This window comes from Marseilla massiliensis (assembly GCF_023336985.1).
In the GTDB taxonomy this organism is placed as follows: Bacteria; Bacteroidota; Bacteroidia; order Bacteroidales; family Bacteroidaceae; genus Prevotella; species Prevotella intestinigallinarum.
This window is the reverse complement of record NZ_JAMBLP010000020.1, coordinates 40,970-63,853: the sequence shown is the minus strand read 5'-3', so window position 1 is coordinate 63,853 and position 22,884 is coordinate 40,970. Positions and strand designations below refer to the sequence as shown.

Annotated in this window: 20 protein-coding genes; 11 read left to right on the top strand and 9 right to left on the bottom strand. The window is 59.1% G+C overall.

The window, feature by feature from the left end; translation table 11 throughout:
• Positions 1-707: 707 nt before the first annotated feature.
• Positions 708-869 carry a hypothetical protein gene (locus M3089_RS12460; protein WP_205111170.1) on the bottom strand — a complete coding sequence of 54 codons (162 nt, stop codon included), beginning with the start codon at positions 867-869 and terminating at the stop codon, positions 708-710.
• Between the two features lie 159 nt (positions 870-1,028).
• On the opposite strand from M3089_RS12460, the gene M3089_RS12455 reads away from it, so the two are divergent.
• Genes M3089_RS12455 through M3089_RS12445 form a run of 3 tightly spaced genes read left to right on the top strand, consistent with a single transcriptional unit; the run spans position 1,029 to position 2,329 of the window.
• On the top strand, positions 1,029-1,478 hold the full coding sequence (locus tag M3089_RS12455; protein WP_249084449.1) for a hypothetical protein: 450 nt from the start codon (positions 1,029-1,031) through the stop codon (positions 1,476-1,478).
• Positions 1,479-1,490: 12 nt separating this feature from the next.
• Positions 1,491-2,054: a cob(I)yrinic acid a,c-diamide adenosyltransferase gene (locus tag M3089_RS12450; protein WP_249084448.1), complete on the top strand. Its 564-nt coding sequence runs from the start codon at positions 1,491-1,493 to the stop codon at positions 2,052-2,054.
• Between the two features lie 53 nt (positions 2,055-2,107).
• The gene (locus M3089_RS12445) at positions 2,108-2,329 is read left to right on the top strand and encodes a DUF2795 domain-containing protein (protein ID WP_021852076.1); all 222 of its coding nucleotides are present in this window, start codon (positions 2,108-2,110) and stop codon (positions 2,327-2,329) included.
• Positions 2,330-3,679: 1,350 nt separating this feature from the next.
• Here the strand turns inward: M3089_RS12445 and M3089_RS12440 are convergent.
• Genes M3089_RS12440 through M3089_RS12410 form a run of 7 tightly spaced genes read right to left on the bottom strand, consistent with a single transcriptional unit; the run spans position 3,680 to position 10,269 of the window.
• Positions 3,680-4,519, bottom strand: a complete 840-nt coding sequence (locus M3089_RS12440) for an FAD/NAD(P)-binding protein (protein ID WP_249084447.1) — start codon at positions 4,517-4,519, stop codon at positions 3,680-3,682.
• Positions 4,512-5,528, bottom strand: coding sequence for a 4Fe-4S dicluster domain-containing protein (locus M3089_RS12435; protein ID WP_249084446.1), 1,017 nt, complete (start codon positions 5,526-5,528; stop codon positions 4,512-4,514). Before M3089_RS12435 ends, M3089_RS12440 begins: the two co-directional genes overlap by 8 nt.
• A gap of 18 nt (positions 5,529-5,546) precedes the next feature.
• Positions 5,547-6,347, bottom strand: coding sequence for a 4Fe-4S dicluster domain-containing protein (locus M3089_RS12430; protein WP_249084445.1), 801 nt, complete (start codon positions 6,345-6,347; stop codon positions 5,547-5,549).
• Positions 6,340-6,804, bottom strand: a complete 465-nt coding sequence (locus M3089_RS12425; protein WP_205111184.1) for a hydrogenase iron-sulfur subunit — start codon at positions 6,802-6,804, stop codon at positions 6,340-6,342. Before M3089_RS12425 ends, M3089_RS12430 begins: the two co-directional genes overlap by 8 nt.
• 25 nt (positions 6,805-6,829) lie before the next feature.
• Positions 6,830-8,836 (bottom strand): CoB--CoM heterodisulfide reductase iron-sulfur subunit A family protein, encoded by a 2,007-nt coding sequence (locus M3089_RS12420; RefSeq protein WP_249084443.1) that lies wholly within the window; start codon positions 8,834-8,836, stop codon positions 6,830-6,832.
• Between the two features lie 10 nt (positions 8,837-8,846).
• A complete protein-coding gene (locus tag M3089_RS12415; protein WP_205111188.1) occupies positions 8,847-9,692 on the bottom strand; it encodes a CoB--CoM heterodisulfide reductase iron-sulfur subunit B family protein in 846 nt (281 codons plus the stop codon).
• A 16-nt stretch (positions 9,693-9,708) separates the two neighbouring features.
• The gene (locus tag M3089_RS12410; protein ID WP_249084441.1) at positions 9,709-10,269 is read right to left on the bottom strand and encodes a 4Fe-4S dicluster domain-containing protein; all 561 of its coding nucleotides are present in this window, start codon (positions 10,267-10,269) and stop codon (positions 9,709-9,711) included.
• A 1,040-nt stretch (positions 10,270-11,309) separates the two neighbouring features.
• Here M3089_RS12410 and M3089_RS12405 point away from each other — a divergent pair.
• The 7 genes from M3089_RS12405 to M3089_RS12375 all read left to right on the top strand — a co-directional run bounded on the left by M3089_RS12405 (position 11,310) and on the right by M3089_RS12375 (position 20,568).
• A complete protein-coding gene (locus M3089_RS12405; RefSeq protein ID WP_249084439.1) occupies positions 11,310-13,412 on the top strand; it encodes an InlB B-repeat-containing protein in 2,103 nt (700 codons plus the stop codon).
• Between the two features lie 444 nt (positions 13,413-13,856).
• Positions 13,857-14,795 (top strand): PorP/SprF family type IX secretion system membrane protein, encoded by a 939-nt coding sequence (locus tag M3089_RS12400; RefSeq protein ID WP_205111194.1) that lies wholly within the window; start codon positions 13,857-13,859, stop codon positions 14,793-14,795.
• 5 nt (positions 14,796-14,800) lie between these two features.
• The gene (porK, locus tag M3089_RS12395) at positions 14,801-16,249 is read left to right on the top strand and encodes a T9SS ring complex lipoprotein PorK/GldK (protein WP_205111203.1); all 1,449 of its coding nucleotides are present in this window, start codon (positions 14,801-14,803) and stop codon (positions 16,247-16,249) included.
• A complete protein-coding gene (gene porL, locus M3089_RS12390) occupies positions 16,246-17,124 on the top strand; it encodes a type IX secretion system motor protein PorL/GldL (protein ID WP_249084438.1) in 879 nt (292 codons plus the stop codon). The genes porK and porL overlap by 4 nt, the downstream gene beginning before the upstream one ends.
• A gap of 90 nt (positions 17,125-17,214) precedes the next feature.
• The gene (gene porM / locus M3089_RS12385) at positions 17,215-18,780 is read left to right on the top strand and encodes a type IX secretion system motor protein PorM/GldM (protein WP_249084437.1); all 1,566 of its coding nucleotides are present in this window, start codon (positions 17,215-17,217) and stop codon (positions 18,778-18,780) included.
• 25 nt (positions 18,781-18,805) lie between these two features.
• A complete protein-coding gene (gene porN, locus M3089_RS12380; protein WP_205111209.1) occupies positions 18,806-19,837 on the top strand; it encodes a type IX secretion system ring subunit PorN/GldN in 1,032 nt (343 codons plus the stop codon).
• Positions 19,838-19,950: 113 nt separating this feature from the next.
• Complete coding sequence (locus M3089_RS12375; protein ID WP_205111211.1) at positions 19,951-20,568, top strand: porin family protein; 618 nt, start codon at positions 19,951-19,953, stop codon at positions 20,566-20,568.
• Positions 20,569-21,226: 658 nt separating this feature from the next.
• Here M3089_RS12375 and M3089_RS12370 read toward each other — a convergent pair.
• On the bottom strand, positions 21,227-21,385 hold the full coding sequence (locus M3089_RS12370; protein WP_249084436.1) for a hypothetical protein: 159 nt from the start codon (positions 21,383-21,385) through the stop codon (positions 21,227-21,229).
• Between the two features lie 87 nt (positions 21,386-21,472).
• Here M3089_RS12370 and M3089_RS12365 point away from each other — a divergent pair, with 87 nt between their 5' ends.
• Positions 21,473-22,504 carry a DUF4421 family protein gene (locus M3089_RS12365; RefSeq protein ID WP_249084435.1) on the top strand — a complete coding sequence of 344 codons (1,032 nt, stop codon included), beginning with the start codon at positions 21,473-21,475 and terminating at the stop codon, positions 22,502-22,504.
• The last annotated feature ends 380 nt before the right edge of the window (positions 22,505-22,884 follow it).

Genomic DNA, 22,884 nt, shown 5'->3' with positions numbered 1-22,884 from the left:
TCCTGCGTCCCCGGCCGCGCATCCCATCCCCCAGGGCTTCCGGGGGCGGCCACGCGGGCCGGATTGCTCCATTGCGCCGGCAGCCGTGCAGGTAGCGGATGCCGCCGCAGCTGCGCCCGATAGGGCAGCGGCCTGCCCCATGCGCATATTGCGTTGGGCCGGGGTGGCGTGAAAGCTCAATGCCTCCCTGCCGCCATTCTGCATGGTATTGGTTTTTTTGTCTCGCCATGCCGGCCAATCTCCCCAATCCTCTTTCCCACATACCATGCTGCCGCTTCGCAGTTTTGCCACCCGCTGTGGCCTTGCCAATGGCAGGGGGCAGCCTGAATGCAAATGACTGAAACATTCCGGGGCTTGTAGGGCGCTTATATTTATTGCGGCTTTTGCTTGCAGCGGCTTGAGGCTTGCGGCGTTTGCTGCCGCGTCAAGGGCAATGGCAAGCCGAGCCAGTGGCCCCCTTATATAATGATGTGTGCTTCGGCATTGACGAATGTCGGTGCCGGGCTCCCGATGGAGCATTGAATCCAGGTAGCGCCAGGCAGCCGACGAGCAGTTGCCGCAACCATCAACCGTTAACACCATGGCCACTCAGCACGAGGCCCGCCGACCGTGATGCGCCTTAAGTGCTGCAAGAAGCCGTCTGCGCGCCAGCGGCCCACTAAATCCAGTTTGCACATGTTATCCGGCTATTCGTCTGCCTTTGGCCCTCATGCCGAATCAGTGAGCAATCCGCAAGGCATAGAAGCTAACTCACGAGGCACTATTGTGACCAATTTGTTTTTATTGAATATATTTTCTTTTGGTTTTGTTTTATTATCAGATATTTTTTGTAGATTTGCACAAGAGACGTTTTTTGTAAGTATTTCCATTCTGCAGTTGATATGTATGATATAAGGCGGATGATTGTTTGGGCGTGGAGATGCCGTCATAGCCGCGGCTTTGGTGTACAGTCTCCATGGGCATATAGTTTCATACGATATGTAGTGAATGAGCATTATCCGTATTATGCCTACAAACAGCTTGAAGGCATGGTAAAGGCCGTTTCGGGGCCGGAGCGCCGGTTGTGCCAGTTGTATTTCCGCATGGCCAACTATCTGCAGCCGCGTTGCGTGGTCGACTTTGGGTCGCCCTTCGAGCCGTTCAGGGCCTACGTGAGCGCCGGTTGCCGCAGGGCCGAGGTGACGCGCGGCCCCACCCGGGGCGGAGCCTCTGCAGCCTTTAGCTGCCCGGCCACCATCGACATGGCCCGTTTCACGCCAGAGGCCTGTTGTGCCGACCTCTACCGTCGGGCTTTGGCCCATGCCGGTCCGGCCTCAATGTTTGTTGTCGAGGGCATCCACAGCAGCCGTCATGGGCGCAGACTGTGGGCCGCGATACAGCGTGACGGCCGCACGGCAGTGACCTTCGACCTGTACTACTGCGGTATAGTCTGCTTTGACAAGAAGCGTTACAGACAGAATTATATCGTTAATTTTTAAAACATTACGGCCATGAAGTTGAATAAGGTTTATACAAGGACAGGCGACGAGGGCACCACCAGTCTGGTAGGCGGCCAAAGAGTGAAGAAAACCAATTCGCGTATTGAGGCATACGGTACGGTCGACGAGCTTAGTTCACAGCTCGGACTGCTCGTTTCGTTCATGAAAGACGGCGACGACAAGAATCTTGTGGTGAGGACACAGCGCAACCTGTTCACAGTGTGCTCATACCTGGCTACAGACAAGACTAAGACACCCCTCGCCCCGTCGTACACACTCGACCCGTCGGAAATTGCCCGGCTCGAGGAGGCCATCGACACAATCAATGCCAGCATACCGCAGCAGAAGAACTTCATTCTGCCCGGTGGTTCGCACGAGGCGGCCATTGCCCACGTATGCCGCACGGTGTGCAGGCGGGCCGAAAGGCGCATATTCTTCCTTGCCGAGAGCACCAAGCTCGACCCCGAGGTGCTGCAGTACATGAACCGCCTTTCAGACTATCTCTTTGTCTTGGCGAGAAAATTAAACTTTGTTGACGGTGTGAGAGAAAAAATATGGGATAATTCTTGCAAATAAGAATAAAATTATTATTTTTGCGGCTGATTTATAACTGATAAATATCAACGACTATGTATTGGACACTTGAATTGGCATCGAAGCTGGAAGACGCCCCCTGGCCTGCCACAAAGGATGAGCTAATCGACTATGCCATCCGTTCGGGCGCACCCCTCGAGGTTCTTGAAAACCTGCAGGAGATTGAGGACGAAGGCGATGTTTACGAAAGCATAGAGGACATCTGGCCCGACTATCCCACAAAGGAGGATTTTCTGTTCAACGAGGACGAGTACTGACAGTCCGCCGGCTGCCGTGCTATAGCCGCAGGAGTATGATTTTGAATGAATAAGACATTTGGGGATGACGGCATCTGATGCCGTCATCCCCTTTTTCGTTGCCCGCCTTGCACATCGGGTCAGGCCCGCCTGTAAGAACCCAGCCGGCTGTTGCGTGAGACGGGTGGCAACCGCGTGGGCCGGCCTGAGAGCCTTGCGGCCGGTGCGCCGTAGCTAAGCAGGTTTGAGCATGCATGCGTTTGCATGCCCCGTTACGTTGCCACCGGGCCTCAATGCGCCAATGCCGTTTGCGGCATTGGCCCTGTTGCTTGCCCATGCGCATAGATTCCATGGCCATGCCCCCCTGTTCTCGCTTTCTCTCGGCGCAGGCCGCAAGGCCTGCGGCACACAAGGGGCAACCGGCATAAATGCCTGCAAGATGCAATCGTTGTGGCGGATTAATAAGTAGCTGTTCAAAATTAACCGATACAATAGACCTTGCAGGTGTCCGCTATATCTTTGCCATCAAATTGTGTGCTCTTTCGGGCAGCATACCAAAGTCTCATCGGTCGCGTAGCCCGCTACGCTCTCTCTTCGGACTTTGGCATGCATCTCCGAAATAGCGCACAATTTGATGGCAATTAATTTTGAACAATTACTTAAACCCCAAGCCGCGTGTGCCCATGCCATGCCGCGGCCTTGACAGTGGCCCAAACCGTCGGCAGTGCAATGGCAAAAGCCCATCCCCGGAATGGGGCATGCTGTGGATGGCAATTGGCTTTCGGCTCTTGTAGTCGGCCGGCACGCAGGCCATGGGCGGCAACCTTGTTGCGTGGCAAAAGTAATGGCGGCTTGCGGTGCCGTGTGCGTGTCTTTTTGAATAGGCGGCAAAGGCCGTTTTGCCTTGTGAAACAGGCCGTTTGGCAATGCAATACAGGTCGTTTGGCAGCGTCATACGGCCCGTTTTTCCAACAGGCTGTGGCACAGTGGGTTGGGCACGACGGTGCAACTGCCGTCAACCATTCCCCCGGCCCAATGCCCGCCTGTGCGGCTTGATGCCGCTTGCGAGCCTTTGGCGGTGGCATAAAGGGCGAAACACATGCCCAGTAAGGCCATGCGGGCACCGGCATTTATTCATTATATATCGACAATTACCCACCACCGCCTGCATACACTTGCCGTAGTCTTGCATCCAGCCATGCCCCGCCATAGCCCGCAGCGGCTTCGACTGTGGCGCCAACCGGCATGGCAGGCAATATACTGAGGGCGCTTCAGCCTGTTTTTCAATAAACTATAAAACCCCGCGCCGCAATGGCGCAGGGTTTCATACGGTGCTGGCAGAGGGCCCCGGGCAGAATCGGGGCGCCCCCATCAGTATTCTGGCGGCAGCCCGTTGAGCTGTGCCTTGGTAAACACAGGGCCGTCTTTGCAGACATACATCTTGCCGACGTTGCAGCGCCCGCATTTGCCCAGTCCGCATTTCATCCTGTTTTCGAGTGTGGTGTAGATGTCGGTGTCTTTGAATCCCAGCTTTTCGAGCACCGGGAACGAGAACTTTATCATCACCGGCGGGCCGCAGACCACGGCCACAGTGTTGTCCGACGACGGCGCCACCTGCTCAAGCACCGTCGGTGTAAAGCCCACCTTGCCCTTCCAGTCGGGCGTCTCGCCGCCCGGGTCGACCGTGGTTACCATGTTGACATCGGGCCTGGCTTCCCACTCCTTGAGCTTTTCCTTGTAGACAAGGTCGCCCACCGACTTGGCACCATAGATGATGGTGATGTCCTTGAACTTCTCGCGCATGTCCAGCGCGTTTTCTATGACACAGCGCATCGGCGGCAATGCAATGCCACCGGCCACGAACAGGAGGTTCTTTCCCTGCCACTGCTCGATGGGGAACGAGTTGCCGAACGGCCCGCGGAAGCCCATGGTGTCGCCCTCTTCGAGCTTGGCCAGCCCTGTGGTCACGCGCCCGGCCCTGCGGAATGTGCACTCCACGTAGCCCCGCCGTGTGGGTGGCGAGGCAATGCAGAATGTGCATTCGCCCTCGCCGAACGCCGAGTATTCGGCAAACTGCCCCGCGCGGAAGTCGAAGGCCTCGCCCTCGGCCTTGTCTTCAAACGCCAGCCTGAAAGTCTTAACCCCCGGCGCCTCGTCGGTTATCTTCTCAATCCGCATCAGGTACGGAAGGTATATGTTCTTGTTACTCATGTCCTGCAATAGCTTTTAAGTGTTCCGAAATGTTCATGTCCACCGGGCAGGCCCTCGAGCACCGCCCGCAGCCGGTGCACCCGGCCTCACCCAGTTTCTCGGGAATGTACGAGAACTTGTGCAGAATGCGCTGCCGCCACCTCGCGGCCTGCGTCGGACGCGGGTTGTGGCCCGACGTGTGCTGCGTGAACATCGAGAATCCGCAAGAGTCCCAGCACCTTATTCGCCTGCCTCTGGCTCCGTGGGCATCTTCCTGTATGTCGAAGCACGTGCACACGGGGCACACAAAGGCGCATGCCCCGCAGCCGAGGCACCGCTCCGACTGCTCCTGCCACACGGGGCTGTCGAAAGCCCCGTCGAGCTTGGCCCTCACCTCGTCGGCGCTGAACAGCACCCTGACGTCGGCCAGGTGGGCCTGCTTGTCAATCCCGTCGGCGCGTGCGGCCCCGGCCAGGTACTTGGCCGCCAGCCCTTCGCCCTTAGGCGTGAGCACCTCGACCAGCGCCCCGCCGCCGTCGGTGAGCGTCGTCACCAAGATGTCGCTGCCCTCGGTGCCGCCCGGGCTGCCCCCCACCGATGTGCAGAAGCAGCAGTCGTCGCATGTGTTGCAGCTGAAGGCCACTATCGTGGTGTGGCTTCGTCGCGCTTCGAATATGGCGTCGTCGTAGTCGCGGGTGAACACCTCGGCCACCTGCCTCATCGCCCTTGCGTCGCACGGGCGCGCTTTCCATATAATGGTGTCATTGAATCGGTCGGTGCCGGGGTTGGCCACCTCGATGTCCTTGCCGTGCTTTCTGTAAGAGAACAGCACCTCGGCCATGGGCAGCACTATGCGCTTGGCCGACTGTGCCGTCTGCACGTAGCCCTCGGCCACGGCGTCGCCCTCGGCCAGGAACTTGAAGTCGGTCTTGCCTCCCTGTGCCACCGGCGCAAAAATCCGCAGCCCGTCGCGCCTCATGTCATCGAGCCACTGGGCCAGTTGCCCGTTGGTTATATGTAGGTTTTCCATATTGTCAGGGTATGATGTTTAACGTATGAAGTCTTCCTTGTCGCCGGGCCTGAACGTAGACAGCACGTTGCCGTGGTCCATCACGCTGCCCGGTGCCACTCCGAACTCATTCTGTATGTCTTCGGCCAGCGACAGCGTGAGCAGGTGGATGGGTATGCCCATTGGGCAGGCCTGCTTGCATGCCCCGCAAGCCACGCACCTTCCGGCCATGTGCATCACCCGGCTTATCTGCCACTCCATGCTCGCCAGAGGGCTCGCCCAGGGCTGTATCCACTGCGGGCAGTTGTTGTCGACGATGCAGCGCGTGCAGTAGCACAGCGGGCATGCGGCCCTGCAGGCGTAGCACTTTATGCACCTCGACATCTCGCCCAGCCAGAACTGCCACCGCTCCTCGCGGCTCATGGCCTTGAGCCGCTCGCGCAGCTCGCGCTCCTTGCCGCTGATGTCGAGCGGCGTGCCGGCCACCACCCGCTCCATGTCCCCGACCGTAGGTAGCACGGCAAGGCCCTCGCCGCCCTCTGTGCTCACAATGGCCGTGGTGCCGTCGGGCAGCTGGTTTTCCATGGCCAGCTGCACCATGGTGCGCAGCACCGGCATCGTGGCCGTGACGGCCACCTTGTGCCCACCCACTATTTCGGGCTTGGTGAGGTATACGGCTATGTTGTTCGTGCAGCGTTCGTCGAGCACCAGCCGCCCCGTGTCGGCGGCCTCGGTGCAGAAACAGGGCCTCGTCTTGCCGTGGGCCTCTTCGTATCCAATCACTTTCGTTGCCGTTCCGTCGCCCAGCAACTTGTTGGCAAGTTCAGTAAGGTTATTCATCGCCAGCCTCCTTTCCGAGATAATCAGCCACTTTCTTGTATTCATTGTAAGGCCCCAGCTCGCGTATCGTGGCCACGGTATCGTTGACCAGGTCGGCCCACTTGGCCCCCTCGGCCGCCGACACCCACGAGTAGCGGATGCGCCTCGTGTCGATGCCCAGCGTGTCGAGCAGGCTGCGGAACACCATCCACCGCCTGCGGGCGTGGAAGTTGCCCGAGGTGTAGTGGCAGTCGTTGGGATGGCACCCCGACACTATGATGCCGTCGGCCCCCGATGCAAACGCCTTGAGCAGCAGCAGGAAGTCGATTCGGCCCGTGCAGGGGAACCTTACTATCCTCACGTTCGTGGCGTATTTTATGCGGCTCGTGCCTGTCAGGTCTGCCCCGGCGTATGTGCACCAGTTGCAGACGAATGCTATTATGCGCGGTTCAAACGCAGAATTATTGTCATTGCTCATTGTCATTGATGCTATTCACTTGCTGTTAGTTGGTTGTTTCGAGCAGGGCCTCCACCTCGGCAAACATCTGCTGGTTTGAGAATCCCTGCAGGTCTATCGACTTGGAGCGGCAGAAGGCCACGCAGGTGCCGCAGCCCTGGCACAGGCCGGGGTTGACCTTTGCCACCACCTTTATCACCTTGCCGCTGCGGTCTTTTATCTCTTCGCGCTCGATGGCCTGGTAGGGGCAGGCCGTCTGGCACATGAAGCATCCCACGCAGGTGCTGAACACGGGCGGCGCCGAGCGGTTGACCACAGCCACGAGCGGCTCGCGCACCAGGTCGGGCTGCGAGAACAGCGCGGCCACCTTGGCCGCCGCGCCCGACGCCGTGGCCACGGTCTCGGGTATGTCCTTGGGTGCCTGGCATGCCCCGGCCACGAAGATGCCAGCCGTGTTGGTCTCGACGGGGCGCAGCTTTGGGTGGGCCTCGGCGAAGAACTTGTAGGGGTCGTAGGATATGTGCAGCTTCTGCGCCAGCTCCTCAGAGCCTTGGTTCGACACTCCCGCGGTGGCCAGCACCACCATGTCGGCCTCAATCTCTACGGGAGTGGCCCCGAGCAGCGTGTCGACTCCCTTGACAATGAGCTTGCCTTCTTTCTCGTATATGCGGGCAACGCGGCCGCGCACGTAGTTGACGTGGTCTTCCTCGATGGCCCGGCGCACAAACTCCTCATAGTTCTTTCCGCCGGCCCGTATGTCCATGTAGAACACATAAGACTCTCCCCCGTGCACCTTGTGCTGGTAGAGCATGGCGTGCTTGGCCGTATACATGCAGCATATCTTCGAGCAGTAGGGTATTCCCTTGGCCGGGTCGCGCGACCCGCAGCAGGCGATGAACACCACCTTCTCCGGCACTTTGCCGTCCGACGGCCGCCGTATCTCGCCAAGCGTGGGCCCGGATGCGGATGCCAGGCGCTCAAACTGCAGCCCGGTGATGACGTCGGCGTAGCGCCCGTAGCCGTATTCCGGGAAGAAGTCGGTGCCGAGCACGTTGAAACCGGTGGTCACAACCACCGCCCCCACCTGCTCGGTGATTATCCGGTCTTCCTGGCCGAAGCGTATGGCGTGGGTTGGGCACACCTTCTCGCACACGCCGCACTTGCCCGTGCGGTAGTGGGTGCAGTGCTCCTTGTCGATGACGGGCTTGTTGGGCACGGCCTGCGGAAACGGCACGTAGATGGCCGTGCGCCTTCCCAGTCCGGCGTTAAACTCGCTCGGAATCTTTTTCTGTGGGCATTTCGTGGTGCATAGCCCGCAGCCCGTGCACAGGCTCTCGTCTATGCTCTTGGCCTTGAGGCGTATCTTTGCCTCGAAGTTGCCTATGAACCCGCTCAGCGAGTCGAGCTCGGCGTAGGTGTAGAGCGTTATGTTGGGGTGCTGTGCCACCTCGACCATTCGCGGCGTAAGTATGCACTGCGAGCAGTCGAGCGTAGGGAATGTCTCGGAAAGCTGCGACATGTGGCCTCCTATCGACGGCTCTTTCTCAACCAATATCACCTTGTGTCCGCAGTTGGCGATGTCGAGCGCGGCCTGTATGCCGGCTATCCCGCCGCCTATCACCAGTGCCTTCTTTGTTATGGGCACGTGGATTGGCGTCAGCGGAGAGTTGCGGCGCACCTTCTCCACGAGCCCGTGCACAATCTCGATGGCCTTCTCCGTGGTGTCGTCGCCCTTGGGATGCACCCACGAGCAGTGCTCGCGCAGGTTGGCAATCTCGCACAGGTAGGGGTTGAGCCCGGCTTCGGCGCATGCCTTTCTGAACGTAGGCTCGTGCATCCGTGGCGAGCATGCGCCCACCACCACGCCGTCGAGCCTGTGCTCGCGTATGGCGTTCTTTATCAGCGTCTGCCCCGGGTCGGAGCACATATACTTGTAATCGGTGGCAAAGGCCACTCCCTCCATTGACGCGGCGGCCTCGGCCACCTTGGCGCAGTCAACCGTTGCGCCGATGTTCTCGCCGCAGTGGCAGATGAAAACTCCTATTTTTGACATACTTCATGTTTCATTGTAGTTTGACTTCCACGATGTGGCGCTGCAGGCCGAGCGCCTTGCGGCTCAGCCCCAGGGCCAGCCCGATGGCCTGTGTGATGTATAATACGGGTATGTCCGTAGGCTCGTCGAGGCACTTGTTGATGGCCGTGCGGCGCATGTCGAGGTTAGAGTGGCACATGGGGCATGCCACCACGACGGCTTCGGCACCGCGGTCGCGGGCGTCGCCCAGTATGTTTGCCGACAGCTTGCCCACAAGGTCGGTGCGCGACACAGACAGGCCGGCCCCGCAGCATTCGGTCTTGAAGGCCCAGTCTATGGGCTCGGCGCCAATGGCCCTCATCATCCCGTCCATCGACTGCGGGTCTTCCAGCCGGTCGAAGCCGAGCACCTTGTGTGGCCTGACGAGCAGGCAGCCGTAGTAGCAGGCCACTCGGTGGGCGAAGTTATGCCTTATCTTGCCGGGCAGCAGTTGGGCGGCGTGTTCCTGCAGGTACTGCAGCACGTTGACAATCCTCACCTTTCCGGAGTATGCCATGCCCACGGCAGCGCCCACCTTGGCGGCCAGCTCCTCGTCGCGGGCCAGCTCGTGGGCGGCCACGCTGAGCCTGTTGTAGCACGAGGCGCATGGCACCAGCACCTCGTCGAAGCCCTGCCGCTCGGCCAGCGCAAGCACCCGTGCCGGCAGTGCCACCGAAAGCTCGCGGCTCATCGAGTGGGCCGCGGTGGCCCCGCAGCAGTTCCAGTCGTCAATCTCGGTAAGTTTCAGCCCCAGCTCAGCGGCCACGGCCCTCACCGACTCGTTATATTCGCGGGATGTGCCGTTGAGCGAGCATCCCGGATAGAAACCTGTATTCATGTATAGATGTTTAGTTTTAGGTTCTGTCTTTCTTGTCGATGGTGTTCGCAAATATGTGCCCCACCTTGTCGCCGTTGTCCTTAAGCCTTTCCGGCACGATGTTCAGCTTGCCCTTGGCCATCATCGTCGGTGCTATGTCCACGTCTTGCATGAGCCGCATCGTGCGCATCTTGTACTCGGCCACGAGACCTATCTCGTATGTCCGGCCGTTGTGCTTCACCATGTCGAGGAACGACTTGTGGAATGCAACTATGGGCCTGGCCTTTTCGTTTACCCGTCCCCCGGTGCGCGACAGTTCGCGCAAGTGGTCCATTATGGCCGGCAGGTCTATTTCCATCGGGCATCGTGCCACGCAGTTCTCGCAGCTCAGGCACAGCCAGATGGCCGTCGAGCCAAGCACGCGTGCGTCGGCTTTCTCCGTGCCCGTCTGCAGCAGGCGCATCAGGAAGCTCGGTGCAATGTCCATGTCGGGCGCGAGCACGCAACCGGCAGTGCACTTGCCACACTGGTAGCAGCGGCTGACGTCGACGCCAATGTCCTCTGCCAATTTGATAGATAGTCTCTTCTTGTCTTCCATTTACATTACATATAATATGTTGTTTGTATGGTAGTCGTGAGCAGCATCGGTTGCTGCGTTACGGGATTGTGCCCGTTGACTCGTTTTAGTTCCTTCGCATTGTTCTGCCATTCCGGTCTGCCGCGGTTGCATTGCGGCGCTTGCCGTAGGTAGGGAGTTGCGCTTGCGTTGCGCGTTAGTTTGTTGTTCTTGCTAAATTATTTTAGGTATTCGTTCTGTAAGCAAAGGTAATCATTTTTTGCAGAAGTGATACCTATACCATGTTATAAAGTCTTTGATTTTAGGTTTTTTTTGGTTTGCATCTCCCCAAAAGTTGTGATGCCGGCCCGGCGGCCGCCGTCTGGTTGCGCTGCTGTGGGCCTGTGGCCGTTGCAATCCGGTGTTTCTGTGCCACCATACTGCCACCCCATCCAACCCGCTGCCATTCAGCGAGTTGCCGACAGGTGCCGTTCGGGCTTTCGGAATGTGCCGTTTTGCAGCCCGAAACAGGCCGTTCCAGGGTGCGATACAGGCCGTTTCGTGGCGCCATGCGGCGCATGCGTGAAAACAGGAAAGAGGCGGCTGTTTGTTGGCAGCATATTCGCAGGCATTTGAATGTTGCCTGAATGTGTGTTGAGTAAAGCGTAGCGCTGGCCGGGCGCAACCGGTCTCTTGCCCGCATCCCGGCCTTGGTCGTGGCTCCCGGCCGCCCGATGCGCCTTTGCCAGGGGCAGCCGACAGTATCCACGGCGGCATGGGGCCATCGGCTTGGCTTCTGTCCGGCGCATTGGGCCCAACCGCCCGCCGTGTCAACCTGGCGCTGTTCGTTATGTAACATTAATTAGTGGGTATGATGGAAATATCGCTCTCGTTGTATCAAATTAAGATAAATTATGTGTTTGGCGCGTTCTGCAACTTATATAATATGTATATTTACGGAAATTTTAATAATTAAAGTTATGAGAAATCTTGTTACGTTAATTGTCTTGTTGTTTGCGAACTTATGCGGTGTTTACGCAAATGATTGTAAAGTTACTTACGCCCTTGACGAGGGCCTTGTTATGTATGTTATCGACTCCGAGTTCAACACGGTTGACAACGGAGGCTATGTGGCAGAAGGCAAAAACATAATGATAGCCCTGTCGTGCAAGAATGGTTATGGCTTGAAGAGCTTTACGATAAATGGTGAAGACTGCACAGACAAGCTCGGCGACAGCGATGGGAGCGGGCGAGAGTTCCAGTACATGTACCGGGTGACCGGCGACATCCATATCGAGGCACTGGCCGAGTTGAAGAAGGTGCCCGTGATAAGCAGCGTTTCGGGCAACGGCCGTCTCGAGCTGTACGACAGCGAGGGCCGGGCCATAGAGTCGGGCGAGTTGGTTACCATCGGTTCGAGCGTGACGGTCAAGGCTGTCGCCGATCCGGGAAACAGCATCGTAGAGTTCAAGGCCAACGACCGCGACATGCTGTCCGACTTGAAGTTAGGCGAAAACCAAGTCACCCTGACCCTCAGCGAGAAGACAATATTCACCGCCGTGTTCACCGGCGAGGAGAAACCCGACAACGAGTGCGCCGTGACATGGACCGTTACGGGCGAAGGCAGCCTGAGCGTTCGCTGCGGCAACAAGGTGCTTCAGTCGGGCGACAAGGTGGTGAAAGACGACTATATAGAGATTAAGCCGATGATGGCCAAGGGCTACAGCCTCACGAGCCTTACGGTGAACGGCGTAGAAATGGCGGCCGAGGTCAAGGGCAAGCTCTCGTTGCAGATAAAGGAACCCACGGACATAGCAGCCACCTTCGAGGTGCTGCCGTTGTGGAGCGAGCTGGCTGCCGACGCCTTTGCCGGCGGCGATGGCACCAAGCAGAACCCGTACCAAGTGGAAACACCCCAGCAGCTGGCCAAGATTGCCAACGACGTGGACATGGGAACCCAGACTTACAGCGGTGTTTATTTTGACATTGTTGCCGACATCGACCTCGCCGGCTACGACTGGCTGCCCATAGGCTATAAAGATACGCAAATGAGGGAGTTCGTGTTTGACGGCATCATCAACGGCAATGGGCACAAGATACGCAACCTCAACGTCAACACAGGCGAGAACATCATATCGTCCGGGTTGTTGGGCACCACAGGAGAGCACTTCGAGCTCCACGACCTCACCATCGAAAGCGGTTCGGTAAAGGGCAACTCGATGGTCGGGGCGTTCGTCGGCTACAACCGCGGCCTGGTTGACGGTTGCACCAACTATGCCCAGGTAAGCTGCATCATATTCTATTGTGGCGGCATCGTTGGTTGCAACAGCAAGACCGATGGCATGACCTCACGGATCAGGAACTGCGTCAACTACGGCAGCGTGGTGGCCGGGGCAGGCGGCATCAACGGAATATCGGCAGGCGGCATAGTAGGCGCAAACTCGGCTGTCGTGGAGGGATGCGTAAACTACGGCTCGGTTGAATCGCCCACAAGCGGTGCCGGCGGCATTGCGGCATCCATGGAAGGCGGCGTGATACGCCATTGCTACAACCGCGGCAAGGTGGAGTCGGCCATGATGGTGGGCGGCATTTGCGGAGCGGTGACAGGCCGTGAGGGCGATTGCGAGATATACAACAGCTACTCGGCAGCGTCGCTGATGTCGTATGAGGCCAACCAGAGCGGCGGCATTTTGGGCTACCTGGTGTTTATCGAGCCCAACAAGTTTAATATGCGCAACGTCTATTTCGACATCAACCTGTTTGGTGGCCCGGCCATCGCCGTTTCAAACGACGTGTTCGCCTCGTATACCATAGACAACGCCAAGGGATTCACCACCGGCCTGATGACGTCTGAAGACTTTGTGACGCGCCTGAACAACGAGACCGAGGGCGCCGAGCTTTGGGCCTTGGGCGCAGGCAATGAGAACGACGGCTACCCCGTTGTCGACCTGGACAAGTATGCCACAGGCATGGTTTCGCCGAAGGCCGCAGGCATGGCAGTGGGAGCGTCGGGCGGCACGATAAGCGTTGCCGGCGCCGACGCAGCCACCGTAGCCGAGGTGTACACCGTTGCCGGAGCGCTGGTTTACTCGGGCACCGTGGGCAACATGGCATCGCATGCCTTTGCCAATGGCCTTTATGTCGTAAGGGTTTCCGGTGAGTCATACAAGGTAATAGTGAAATGACGTCACCGGCACAGGCCGGTAGCAATAGGCAGGGAGGGCGCCATCATCAGCCGGGCGCCCTCCTTTTTTTTGTGGCATGGCGCCACCACCGTGGGCCTACGCGGCCTTGCGGGGGCCGCTGTCGCGGGGCTGCCGGCGGCCTTGGCGCAGGCATGCGCACAGGGGCAATGGCGGTACTGGGCGGCCGCCCGGGTGGCGAAGCGGCGGCATCGTCGGCAGGCGTTTGGGCCTCCGGCAGATGCCGGAGGCGCGCCCCCATTGCCAAACGGCCCGTACGGGCGTGAGAAACGGCCCGTTCGGCAGGCCAAGACAGGCCGTATCGCAACGCAAAACGGCATCTCTGCGAAACCGCTGACGGCGAGGCTGTTGCGCATCGGGCGTCAAAAAAGTCGAAAAGCTGCCGCCCGGCACAATAAAAACAGCCGTCGGAGCGTTATAACAGATGTGTTGAAGCGAAGTAGCGTAATATTGACCATGGTGGTGTTGGCCGTCATTTCGGCCAAGGCCCAGTATGACCCGGCCTTCTCTCATTATTGGGCGCTGGAGCCGTCGTTCAACCCTGCCTCGGTCGGAAAGGAGCAGAAGATAAACATCGCCGCCGCTTACGCCAAGACGATGTCGGGCTTTGAAAACAGCCCGAGCACCATGTATGCCGGCGCCGACATACCATTCTACCTGCTAAAGCTCTATCACGGTGTAGGCGTACAGTTCATGAACGACGCCATAGGCCTGTTCTCCCACAAGCGTTTCGCGCTGCAGTATGCGCTCAAGTACCCGCTGCTGGGAGGCAACATAAGCGGTGGGGTCAACCTGGGGCTGCTCAGCGAGGGCTTCGACGGCAGCGGGGTAGACACCGGCGAGCCCGACGACCCGGCGTTCCCGTCGTCAGACGCCACCGGCACGGGCGTCGACATCGGAGTGGGGCTGTACTATATGCACCGCAACTGGTGGGCAGGCTTCTCCGTGCTGCACGTCAATGCGCCCACCATAGACATCGGCGAGACGCAGAGTTTCAAGATAGACCGCACGTATTATTTGACCGGAGGATACAATATTAAGCTCAGAAACCCGTTCTTAACAATACACCCGAGCGTCATGGCACGGTATGACGGCACAGCCTACAGGGCCGACGTGACAGGGCGGGTGAAATATACCAACGGCAAGAAAATGATGTACGGCGGACTGTCGTACAGCCCAACCAACTCGGTGACGGTGATGGTTGGCGGCAACTTCCACGGCGTAAGCCTCGGCTACAGCTACGAAGTGTACACCTCGGCCATAAGCATCGGTAACGGAAGCCACGAGATATTCATTGGCTACCAAACCGACATGGACCTGGGCAAGAAGGGACGGAACAAGCATAAAAGTGTGAGATTACTGTAACAGATATGGACAAGAGAACAATCATAACGGCACTCTGCGCCGTGGCTACGCTCTCGCTCGCGGGATGCTTCGGCGGCAAGGCGTCGATGGCGTCGGGAGGCGAGGTCACCGGCACGGGCGGCAAGGCCTTCTCGGAGCCTACGCCCTACGGGATGGTGATGATACCGAGGGGCCACCTCAAGATGGGCTTGGAAAAGGAAGACAGCCTGTGGGGAAAGCAGACTCCCGTAAGGGACATCTCTGTCGAAGGCTTCTGGATGGACGAGAAGGAAATCACCAACTCGCAGTACCGCCAGTTCGTGTATTACGTGCGCGACTCCATAATACGCGAACGGCTGGCCGACCCGGCATACGGGGGCGACGAGACATACAAGATTGAGGAAGACGAAAACGGCGACCCGGTAAAGCCGTACCTCAACTGGAAGAAAGCCATCCCGCGCAAGCCCAACGAAGACGAGCTGAGGGCCATCGAGAGCGTATATACCACCAACCCCGTGACCGGCGAGAAGATGCTCGACGCCAGCCAGATGAACTACCGATACGAGATTTACGACTATGCCGAGGCAGCCAAGCGCAAGTACCGCACCGACCCGGCGCAGCGTAACCTCAACACCGACGTGCGCGTAAACCCCGACGAGCAGGTGTGGATATCGAAGGACACTGCATACATCGACGACGAGGGAAGGGTGGTGAGGCAGACCATCAACCGCCCCAGGAGCGGCCCGTGGGACTTCCTCAACACTTACATCGTAAACATTTACCCCGACACCACATGCTGGGTGAACGACTTCCCCAATGCCGACAACGAGTCGTACATGAGGCTCTACTTCAGCAACCCGGCTTACAACGACTACCCCGTGGTAGGAGTGACGTGGGAACAGGCCAACGCCTTCTGCGTATGGCGCACAGAGTTCCTGCTCAGGGGCCTGGGGCGCGCCGCACAGTTCGTGCAGCGTTACCGCCTGCCCACCGAGGCCGAGTGGGAGTATGCCGCCAGGGGGAAGAACCAAGACGAGTTCCCATGGGAAATGGAAAACACCGCGAGCGGCGACGGATGCTTCTTTGCCAACTTCAAGCCCGACAACGGCAACTACACCAAAGACGGCAACCTGATAACCAGCAAGACAGGCATCTACCAGGCAAACACCAACGGGCTCTACGACATGGCGGGCAACGTGGCCGAATGGACAAGCACCGTCTACACCGAGGCCGGGGTGGAAATGATGAACGACATCAACCCGCAGCTCGAATACAAGGCCGCCCTCGAAGACCCGTACCGCCTGAAGCGCAAGAGCGTCAGGGGCGGGTCGTGGAAAGACCCCGAGTCTTACATACGCTCGGCATGGCGCTCCTACGAGTACCAAAACCAGCCGCGGTCGTACATCGGGTTCAGGTGTGTGCGCAGCCTGGCCAATACCACAAGTGAGAAAATCAAAAAATCGAAGAAGAGATGACTGAATACAGCAAGTTCAACATAATCTACCGCCTGCAGAAGTGGCTCGACAGCGTGCCCGGCCAGACGTTCCTTAATTACGCTTACAGCTGGGGTGCATCCATCGTTATCCTCGGAACGCTCTTCAAGCTCACTCACTTGCCCGGCGCAAACATAATGCTCTACATCGGAATGGGCACCGAGGTGATTGTGTTCTTCATCTCGGCCTTCGACCGACCGTTCGACAAGACGGCCGACGGAAAGGACTTGCCTACCCACGCTTTCGGCGAAGAAGAAGCCGAGGAGGGCGCTGCCGGCGCTGTCGGGCAGCCTGCCCAGGCGGCCGGTGCCGGCCCCGTGGTCTACGGTGGCGGCGGTACGGTGATATTGGGCTCGCCGTCTGACGCTGTCGCGGCGGCTTCCGCCGATGGCGCCGCAGCCGCAGAAGGCGCCACCGATGGCGCCGTGGCGTCAGGGGCACAGGGCCCGCAGGGGGCTTCGGTGGCCGTACCGTTGGGCGGCATGGCCTTTGTGCAGCCGCAACCACAGGTCACCCCCGAGATGGAGGAGGCCGCAAAAGAGATGGAGGAGGCCACCGCCAACTACATCGACGAGCTGCGCAACCTCACGGAGATGCTCGCCAAGGTGTCGGAACAGAGCCAGCGGCTCACCCGCGACTCCGAGGAGATGGAAAACCTCAACCGCACCCTCACCGGAATATGCAAGGTTTACGAGATGCAACTCAAGGGCGCGAGCGCACAAATTGGCACCATCGACCAAATCAACGAGCAGTCGCGCCGCATGGCAGAGCAGATAGCCGAGCTCAACGCCATCTACTCGCGCATGATAGAAGCCATGACTGTCAACATGAAGGCAGCCGCGCCGCTCAAGGACTGACGGCCGGCGGCGAGCGTGCCGAGGCATTTTTGTTTACATGGGAGGCCCCTGCCGTGACGCGGCGGCCGCCCGATTGGAAAATATAACGATATGGCAATAAAGAAAAGACCTGTTTCCCCGCGCCAGAAGATGATAAACCTTATGTATGTCGTCCTTATGGCCATGCTCGCCTTGAACGTCTCGACAGAGGTGCTCAACGGCTTTTCCATCGTGGAGGAGAGCCTGAGCCGCACAACGGCCAACTCCGCGAAGGAGAACCAGGTCATATACGATGATTTCAGCGAGCAGCTCAAGGCCAACCCGGCTAAGGTGAAGGCATGGTTCGACAAGGCCCAGACCGTCAGGCGCATGAGCGATTCGCTGTATAACTTTGCTGACGAACTGAAGGTGGCCATAGTGAAAGAGGCCGACGGCGAAGACGGAGATGTGAAGAACATCGTGGGCAAGGAAGACCTCGAGGCAGCCAACCAAGTGATGCTTGCCCCCGGGCGCGGGCGCGGCCGTAAGCTCTACGACGCCATCAACTCGTTCCGCGAGCGCATCCTGGCCATGGTTACCGACCCCACGCAGAAGGCCATCATCAGCAGCAACCTGTCTACCGACGTGCCCCGCAACATACAGACCATGGGCAAGAACTGGCAGGAGTACATGTTTGAAGACATGCCCGTGGCCGCGGCCGTCACGCTCTTGTCGAAGCTCCAGAGCGATGTGCGCTACGCAGAGGGCGAGGTTTTGCACACGCTCGTGTCGAACATCGACCTGAAGGACATACGTGTCAACTCGCTCAATGCCTTCGTGATACCCAACTCGCAGACCATCGTGAGGGGCGACAAGTTCTCGGCTCACATCGTAATGGCCGCCGTCGACACCACCCAGGTGCCCGAGATATACATCGGCAACCGCAAGATGAACCTCAAGGACGGCCTTTACGAGACGGTATGCTCGCGTACCGGCGACTTCACCCTGGCCGGATACATCGAGATGCTCAACGGCAACGGAGAGCGCGTGCGCCGCGATTTCAGCCAGAAATACACCGTTGTCGACCCCAGCGCCACCGTCTCGGCCGACCTCATGAACATGCTCTATGCCGGCTACAGCAACCCGATAAGCGTGAGCGTGCCCGGTGTGCCGCTCAACAAGGTGACGGCGACGATGACCGGAGGCACGTTGCAGCCCGTGGGCCCGGGCCGTTACATAGCCCGTCCCACCGCCATAGGCAAGGACGTGACCATCACCGTGTCGTCGACCAATACCGGCCGTGTGCAGCAGATGGGCCAGTTCACGTTCCGTGTGCGCAAGCTGCCCGACCCGACGGCATACATAGCCATGGCCGACGAGCACGGCAACCCCACGCGATACAAGGGCGGCGGCCTGCCCAAGGCGAGCCTCATGGCTGCCGACGGCATCGGGGCGGCCATCGACGACGGCATACTCGACATAGGGTTCCGCGTGCTCAGCTTCGAGACGGTGTTCTTCGACAACATGGGCAACGCCGTGCCCATGGTGAGCGACGGCGACAAGTTCTCCGACAGGCAGAAGACAACGTTCCGCCGACTGGCCCGCAACCGCCGGTTCTACATATCGCGCGTCACGGCCGTAGGCCCCGACGGGCTCCAGCGCACGCTGCCCACGTCGATGGAGGTCATTGTAAAGTAAAACCAGACATAAAGCCTTTTAAGATATGAAACGACTGTTGTTCATTACGATCATAGCGCTTGCCGCGGGGGCGGCATCGGCACAACCCAAGATGAGGCGCAGCCAGGCTGCCGCCAAGCAGGCCCAGCAGGCCTCGGGGCAGATGACAAGGCGTGCACAGCTGATGTTCCCCACGACAATCGACATGCCCGAGGACGTGGTGTGGCGGCGCGACATCTACCGCGAGATAGACCTCATGAAAGACGCCAACGCAGGCCTGTATTACCCCGTGGAGCCCATAGGCAGGCAGCTGAACCTGTTTACCTACGTGTTTAAGCTGGCACTCAACGGCTACATACCCGTCTACGAATACAGGCTCGACGGCAACGAGGCGTTCACCGACTCGGCCAAGGTGCAGATGAAGACCGTGCTCGACAATTACCACATCTTCTATGAAGAGAGCAACGGCAAGGTAAGGGTTGACAACAGCGACATACCGTCGGCCGAGGTGAAGTCGTACTACCTGAAGGAGAGCGCCTATTTCGACCAGGCCAACTCGTCGTTCCACCGCAAGGTGATAGCCATCTGCCCGGTGATGACCCGCGACGACGATTTCGGCGGGGAACCGTCGAAGTATCCGCTGTTCTGGGTGAAGTATTCCGACCTCGAGCCGTTCCTCAGCCGCCAGGAGGTGATGACCAGTAACCTAAACAACGCCGCCACGATGAGCATGGCCGACTATTTCACGCTCAACCGCTACGAGGGCAGCATCTACAAGACCAACAACATGCTCGGGCGAACGCTCGCCCAGTACTGCACCACCGACTCTGCGCTTACCAAGGAGCAGAGGCGCATAGAGGCCGAGCTGGCCAAGTTTGAGCAGAACATATTCGGCGACCAGGAGCGCAAAGACTCGCTCGACAGCATAGCCAAGAACGACCCGAAGGCTGTCAAGGCAGCCAAGAAGGCAGAGAAGAAGCGCAACCGCCGTTCGCGCCGCTCGTCGGTCGGCTCGTCGACGCCTGTGTCGTCAGGTTCGTCGGCCCCGCGCGTCACCGTGCGCCGCCAGCGCCACTGACGGCACGTGGCTGTGGCCGGCCCGCCGGCCGCGCTTGCCGGCGGTCGGCTTGTGTCGGTCGCAATGCCGCGGTGCAGCCGTAGCCTACTATTATCAATCAAACAATAACAATTATGAAGAGAGTTTTTACAGCCATTCTTTTCGTCGTGGCTCTCATGACGGCCACGGCCACCCAGGCACAGATTAAGTTCGGACTAAAGGGCGGACTCAACGTGACCAACATGAGCTTCAGCACCGACGTGATTGACAAGTCAAACCAGACGGGATTCTTCGTAGGCCCGACGGTAAAGTTCACCCTGCCGCTGGTGGGACTGGGCATCGATGCCGCCGCCCTGTATGACCAGCGCGACGCCAAGGTGGGCGACGAAGGCGACGAGCTTACGCTGAAGCAGCGCGCGATAAACATTCCCATCAACCTGCGCTACAACATCGGGCTGGGCAGCATGGCCGGCATTTACCTTGCTGCAGGTCCGCAGTTCGGCTTCAACATCGGCGACAAGACGTTCTCGTTTGACGATGGAATCAATTACGACATGAGCAAGACCAACTTCAGCATCAACGTCGGTGCGGGCGTGTCGCTCATCCAGCACCTCGAAATTGGCTTCACCTACAACATTGCCTGCGGCAAGACGGGTGAGGTGAACGTGCTGGACGTGGTCGACAACACCTGGAACCAAGTTACCAAAGGCCGTGCCAACGCATGGCAGGTGTCGGCAGCCTACTATTTCTGATGGCCCGGCAGCGATGGCCAATGTGGCGGGTTGGGCAACCGCGCCCGTTGCTTCAGTGCAAAGGTTTGTGCCCTCTTTCCACCTCGTCGCCTATGCCTGCCTAAATGGCTGAGGCCGAGGCTGTTGGCCGCCAATGCCATTCCATACGGCAAAACAGGCCGTCTTGCGTTGCAAGACGGCCTGTTTCGCATTGTGAAACGACCCGTTTCGCATGGCCGCATGGCTGGCGGCCTGTCCCCGGTCGGCTTAGTGCATGGGCCGTCAGGCCCAACTGCGTGATCATGCAGCCGCCAAGCCACTTCCCGTTTCAGCGCTCACAGGCCTCGGCCACCGCCTGGGGCGTGGCGCGTTGGGCCACGGCCGTGGGTTAGTTGCTGCGGCTGCACGATGCCTAATGCTTTGTATGGCATGGCCACCGATGGCCTGCGAGGCAGCGAAACAGTGGTCTCTGTGTTTGCATTTGGCTTTGCAGGCACATCCCTCCTCACCTTGCAGCCTTGTTGCCGCCTTGCCTCGGCTGGCCACGCTGGGCCTTATGCAGAGGCAGCAAGCGGTGTGCGCGTCAAGGCGTGTGCATTTGCTTTTGTGGAAAACGCCCTGTCTGATGGGGCATCGGCTGCGGCAAGAAGCCTCCGGCAGCCGGCCGGCCGGTTTTTGCCTACCTGCCGCCGCCCCCTTCGGGCGATGCCCCCGTGCGGGCGTCGGTCTGCGTCTGTGTGTTGCTGCTGCTGTCGCTGTTGCCCGTTGCCGTCTTGCACCCTGCCGTGAGCAGGGCTGCCGCCAGCAGGGCGCATGCCGTCTTTGTGCTTGGTCTCATTGTCGTCGTGTGTTGATGATGGCTGCAAAGATAGCAAAAACGCCCGACAGTGCAAAATAATCGGGCCGCCCTTGCGTTATGAAAAGTATGAGGACAATAGCTTTGGCCGTATTGGCAGTGCTGTGCGTCGCCTCTGTGCGCGCGTCGGTGGCTGCCGACACCCTGGGCCGCGACGGCGGCCTGCCCGTGCGTGTGGGGCGAGTCAGGCATGCCATCGACAGCATGCTCAACCGCCGCGACACGCGCGACAGCGCGCGCGTGGACACCACCTACCTGCGCCGTGCGCCAGAGCGGTTGAGGCTGAAGGTGCGCATCAACTGTTCGGGCTCCGACATCGACACTCGTGGCGTGTATGGCGGCGCTCCCTACGAGGCCAGACTCGAGGCCAAGCTGAGAACAACCCTGAGCTTCGGCGCCTCATACCGCGGCCTGTCGGTGGGCGTGGCGCTCAACCCGGCCAAGCTTACGGGCGAAGACAGAGACTACGAGCTGAACCTCAACGCCTACGGCAACCGTTGCGGTGCCGACGTCATACTGCAGTCGTCGAAGACATACGAGGGCACGCTCGGCGGCGGGGTGGGCGACCGCGACGTGCCTGTGGGCAGCGTCAGCCAAGACATGCTGACGGTAAACGCATATTATGTGTTCAGCGGGCGGCGCTTCTCGTTTCCTGCCGCGTTCACCCAGTCGTGGCTGCAACTGCGCAGCAGCGGCAGCTTCATGCTCGGGCTTACCCTCATGGGCGGCCGCCTCAAGTCGGCCCAGGGTGCCGACGGGCTGTCGGGCAAGCGCACGCTGGGCATCATCTGTGCCGGCATAGGCGCGGGCTATGGCTACAACTGGGTGGTGGGAGGCAAGTGGTTGCTGCACCTCTCGACGCTGCCCGAGCTCGTGGTGTTCAGCCGCAGCCGCCTCACCACGCCCGCCGGCCGCGAGAAGATGCCCTACCGCTTTCCCAACGTCATAGCCGTGGGGCGCATGGCCGTGGTGCGCCACTTCGACAGATACTTCGTTGGCATGACCGCCGTGGTCAACACCTCACACCTGGGCGACAGCCGCCAGTTGTCGGTTGGCAACACCAAGTGGCGCGCCCGCATGTTCGTAGGCGTAAAGCTATAGCCTCTTTTGGGGCTCACTGGATAAATCCAGGGGGCTTTTGGGGAGTTAAGGAGTTAGGAAGTTAAGGAGTTAAGACAATAGTTTTTGTGTATTATGGAGTTAGAGGGAGGTAGAAGGAGTTACAAGAAGTTAGAGGACAATAGTTTAGGGTATATTTAGGAGTTTGGGAGTTAAGGGGTTAAGACAATGGCTTTGCATATTCTTGGGAGTTCAGGAGTTCAGGAGTTCAGGAGTACAGACAATAGTTTAGGGTATATTTAGGAGTTAGGAAGTTAAGAAGTTAAGGGGAGTAAGGGAGTTAAGACAATGGTTCTTATTGCGGGATTTATGGAGTTATATGGAGTTAGAGGACAACTGTCTGCACTCCTGTCTCCTGCCTC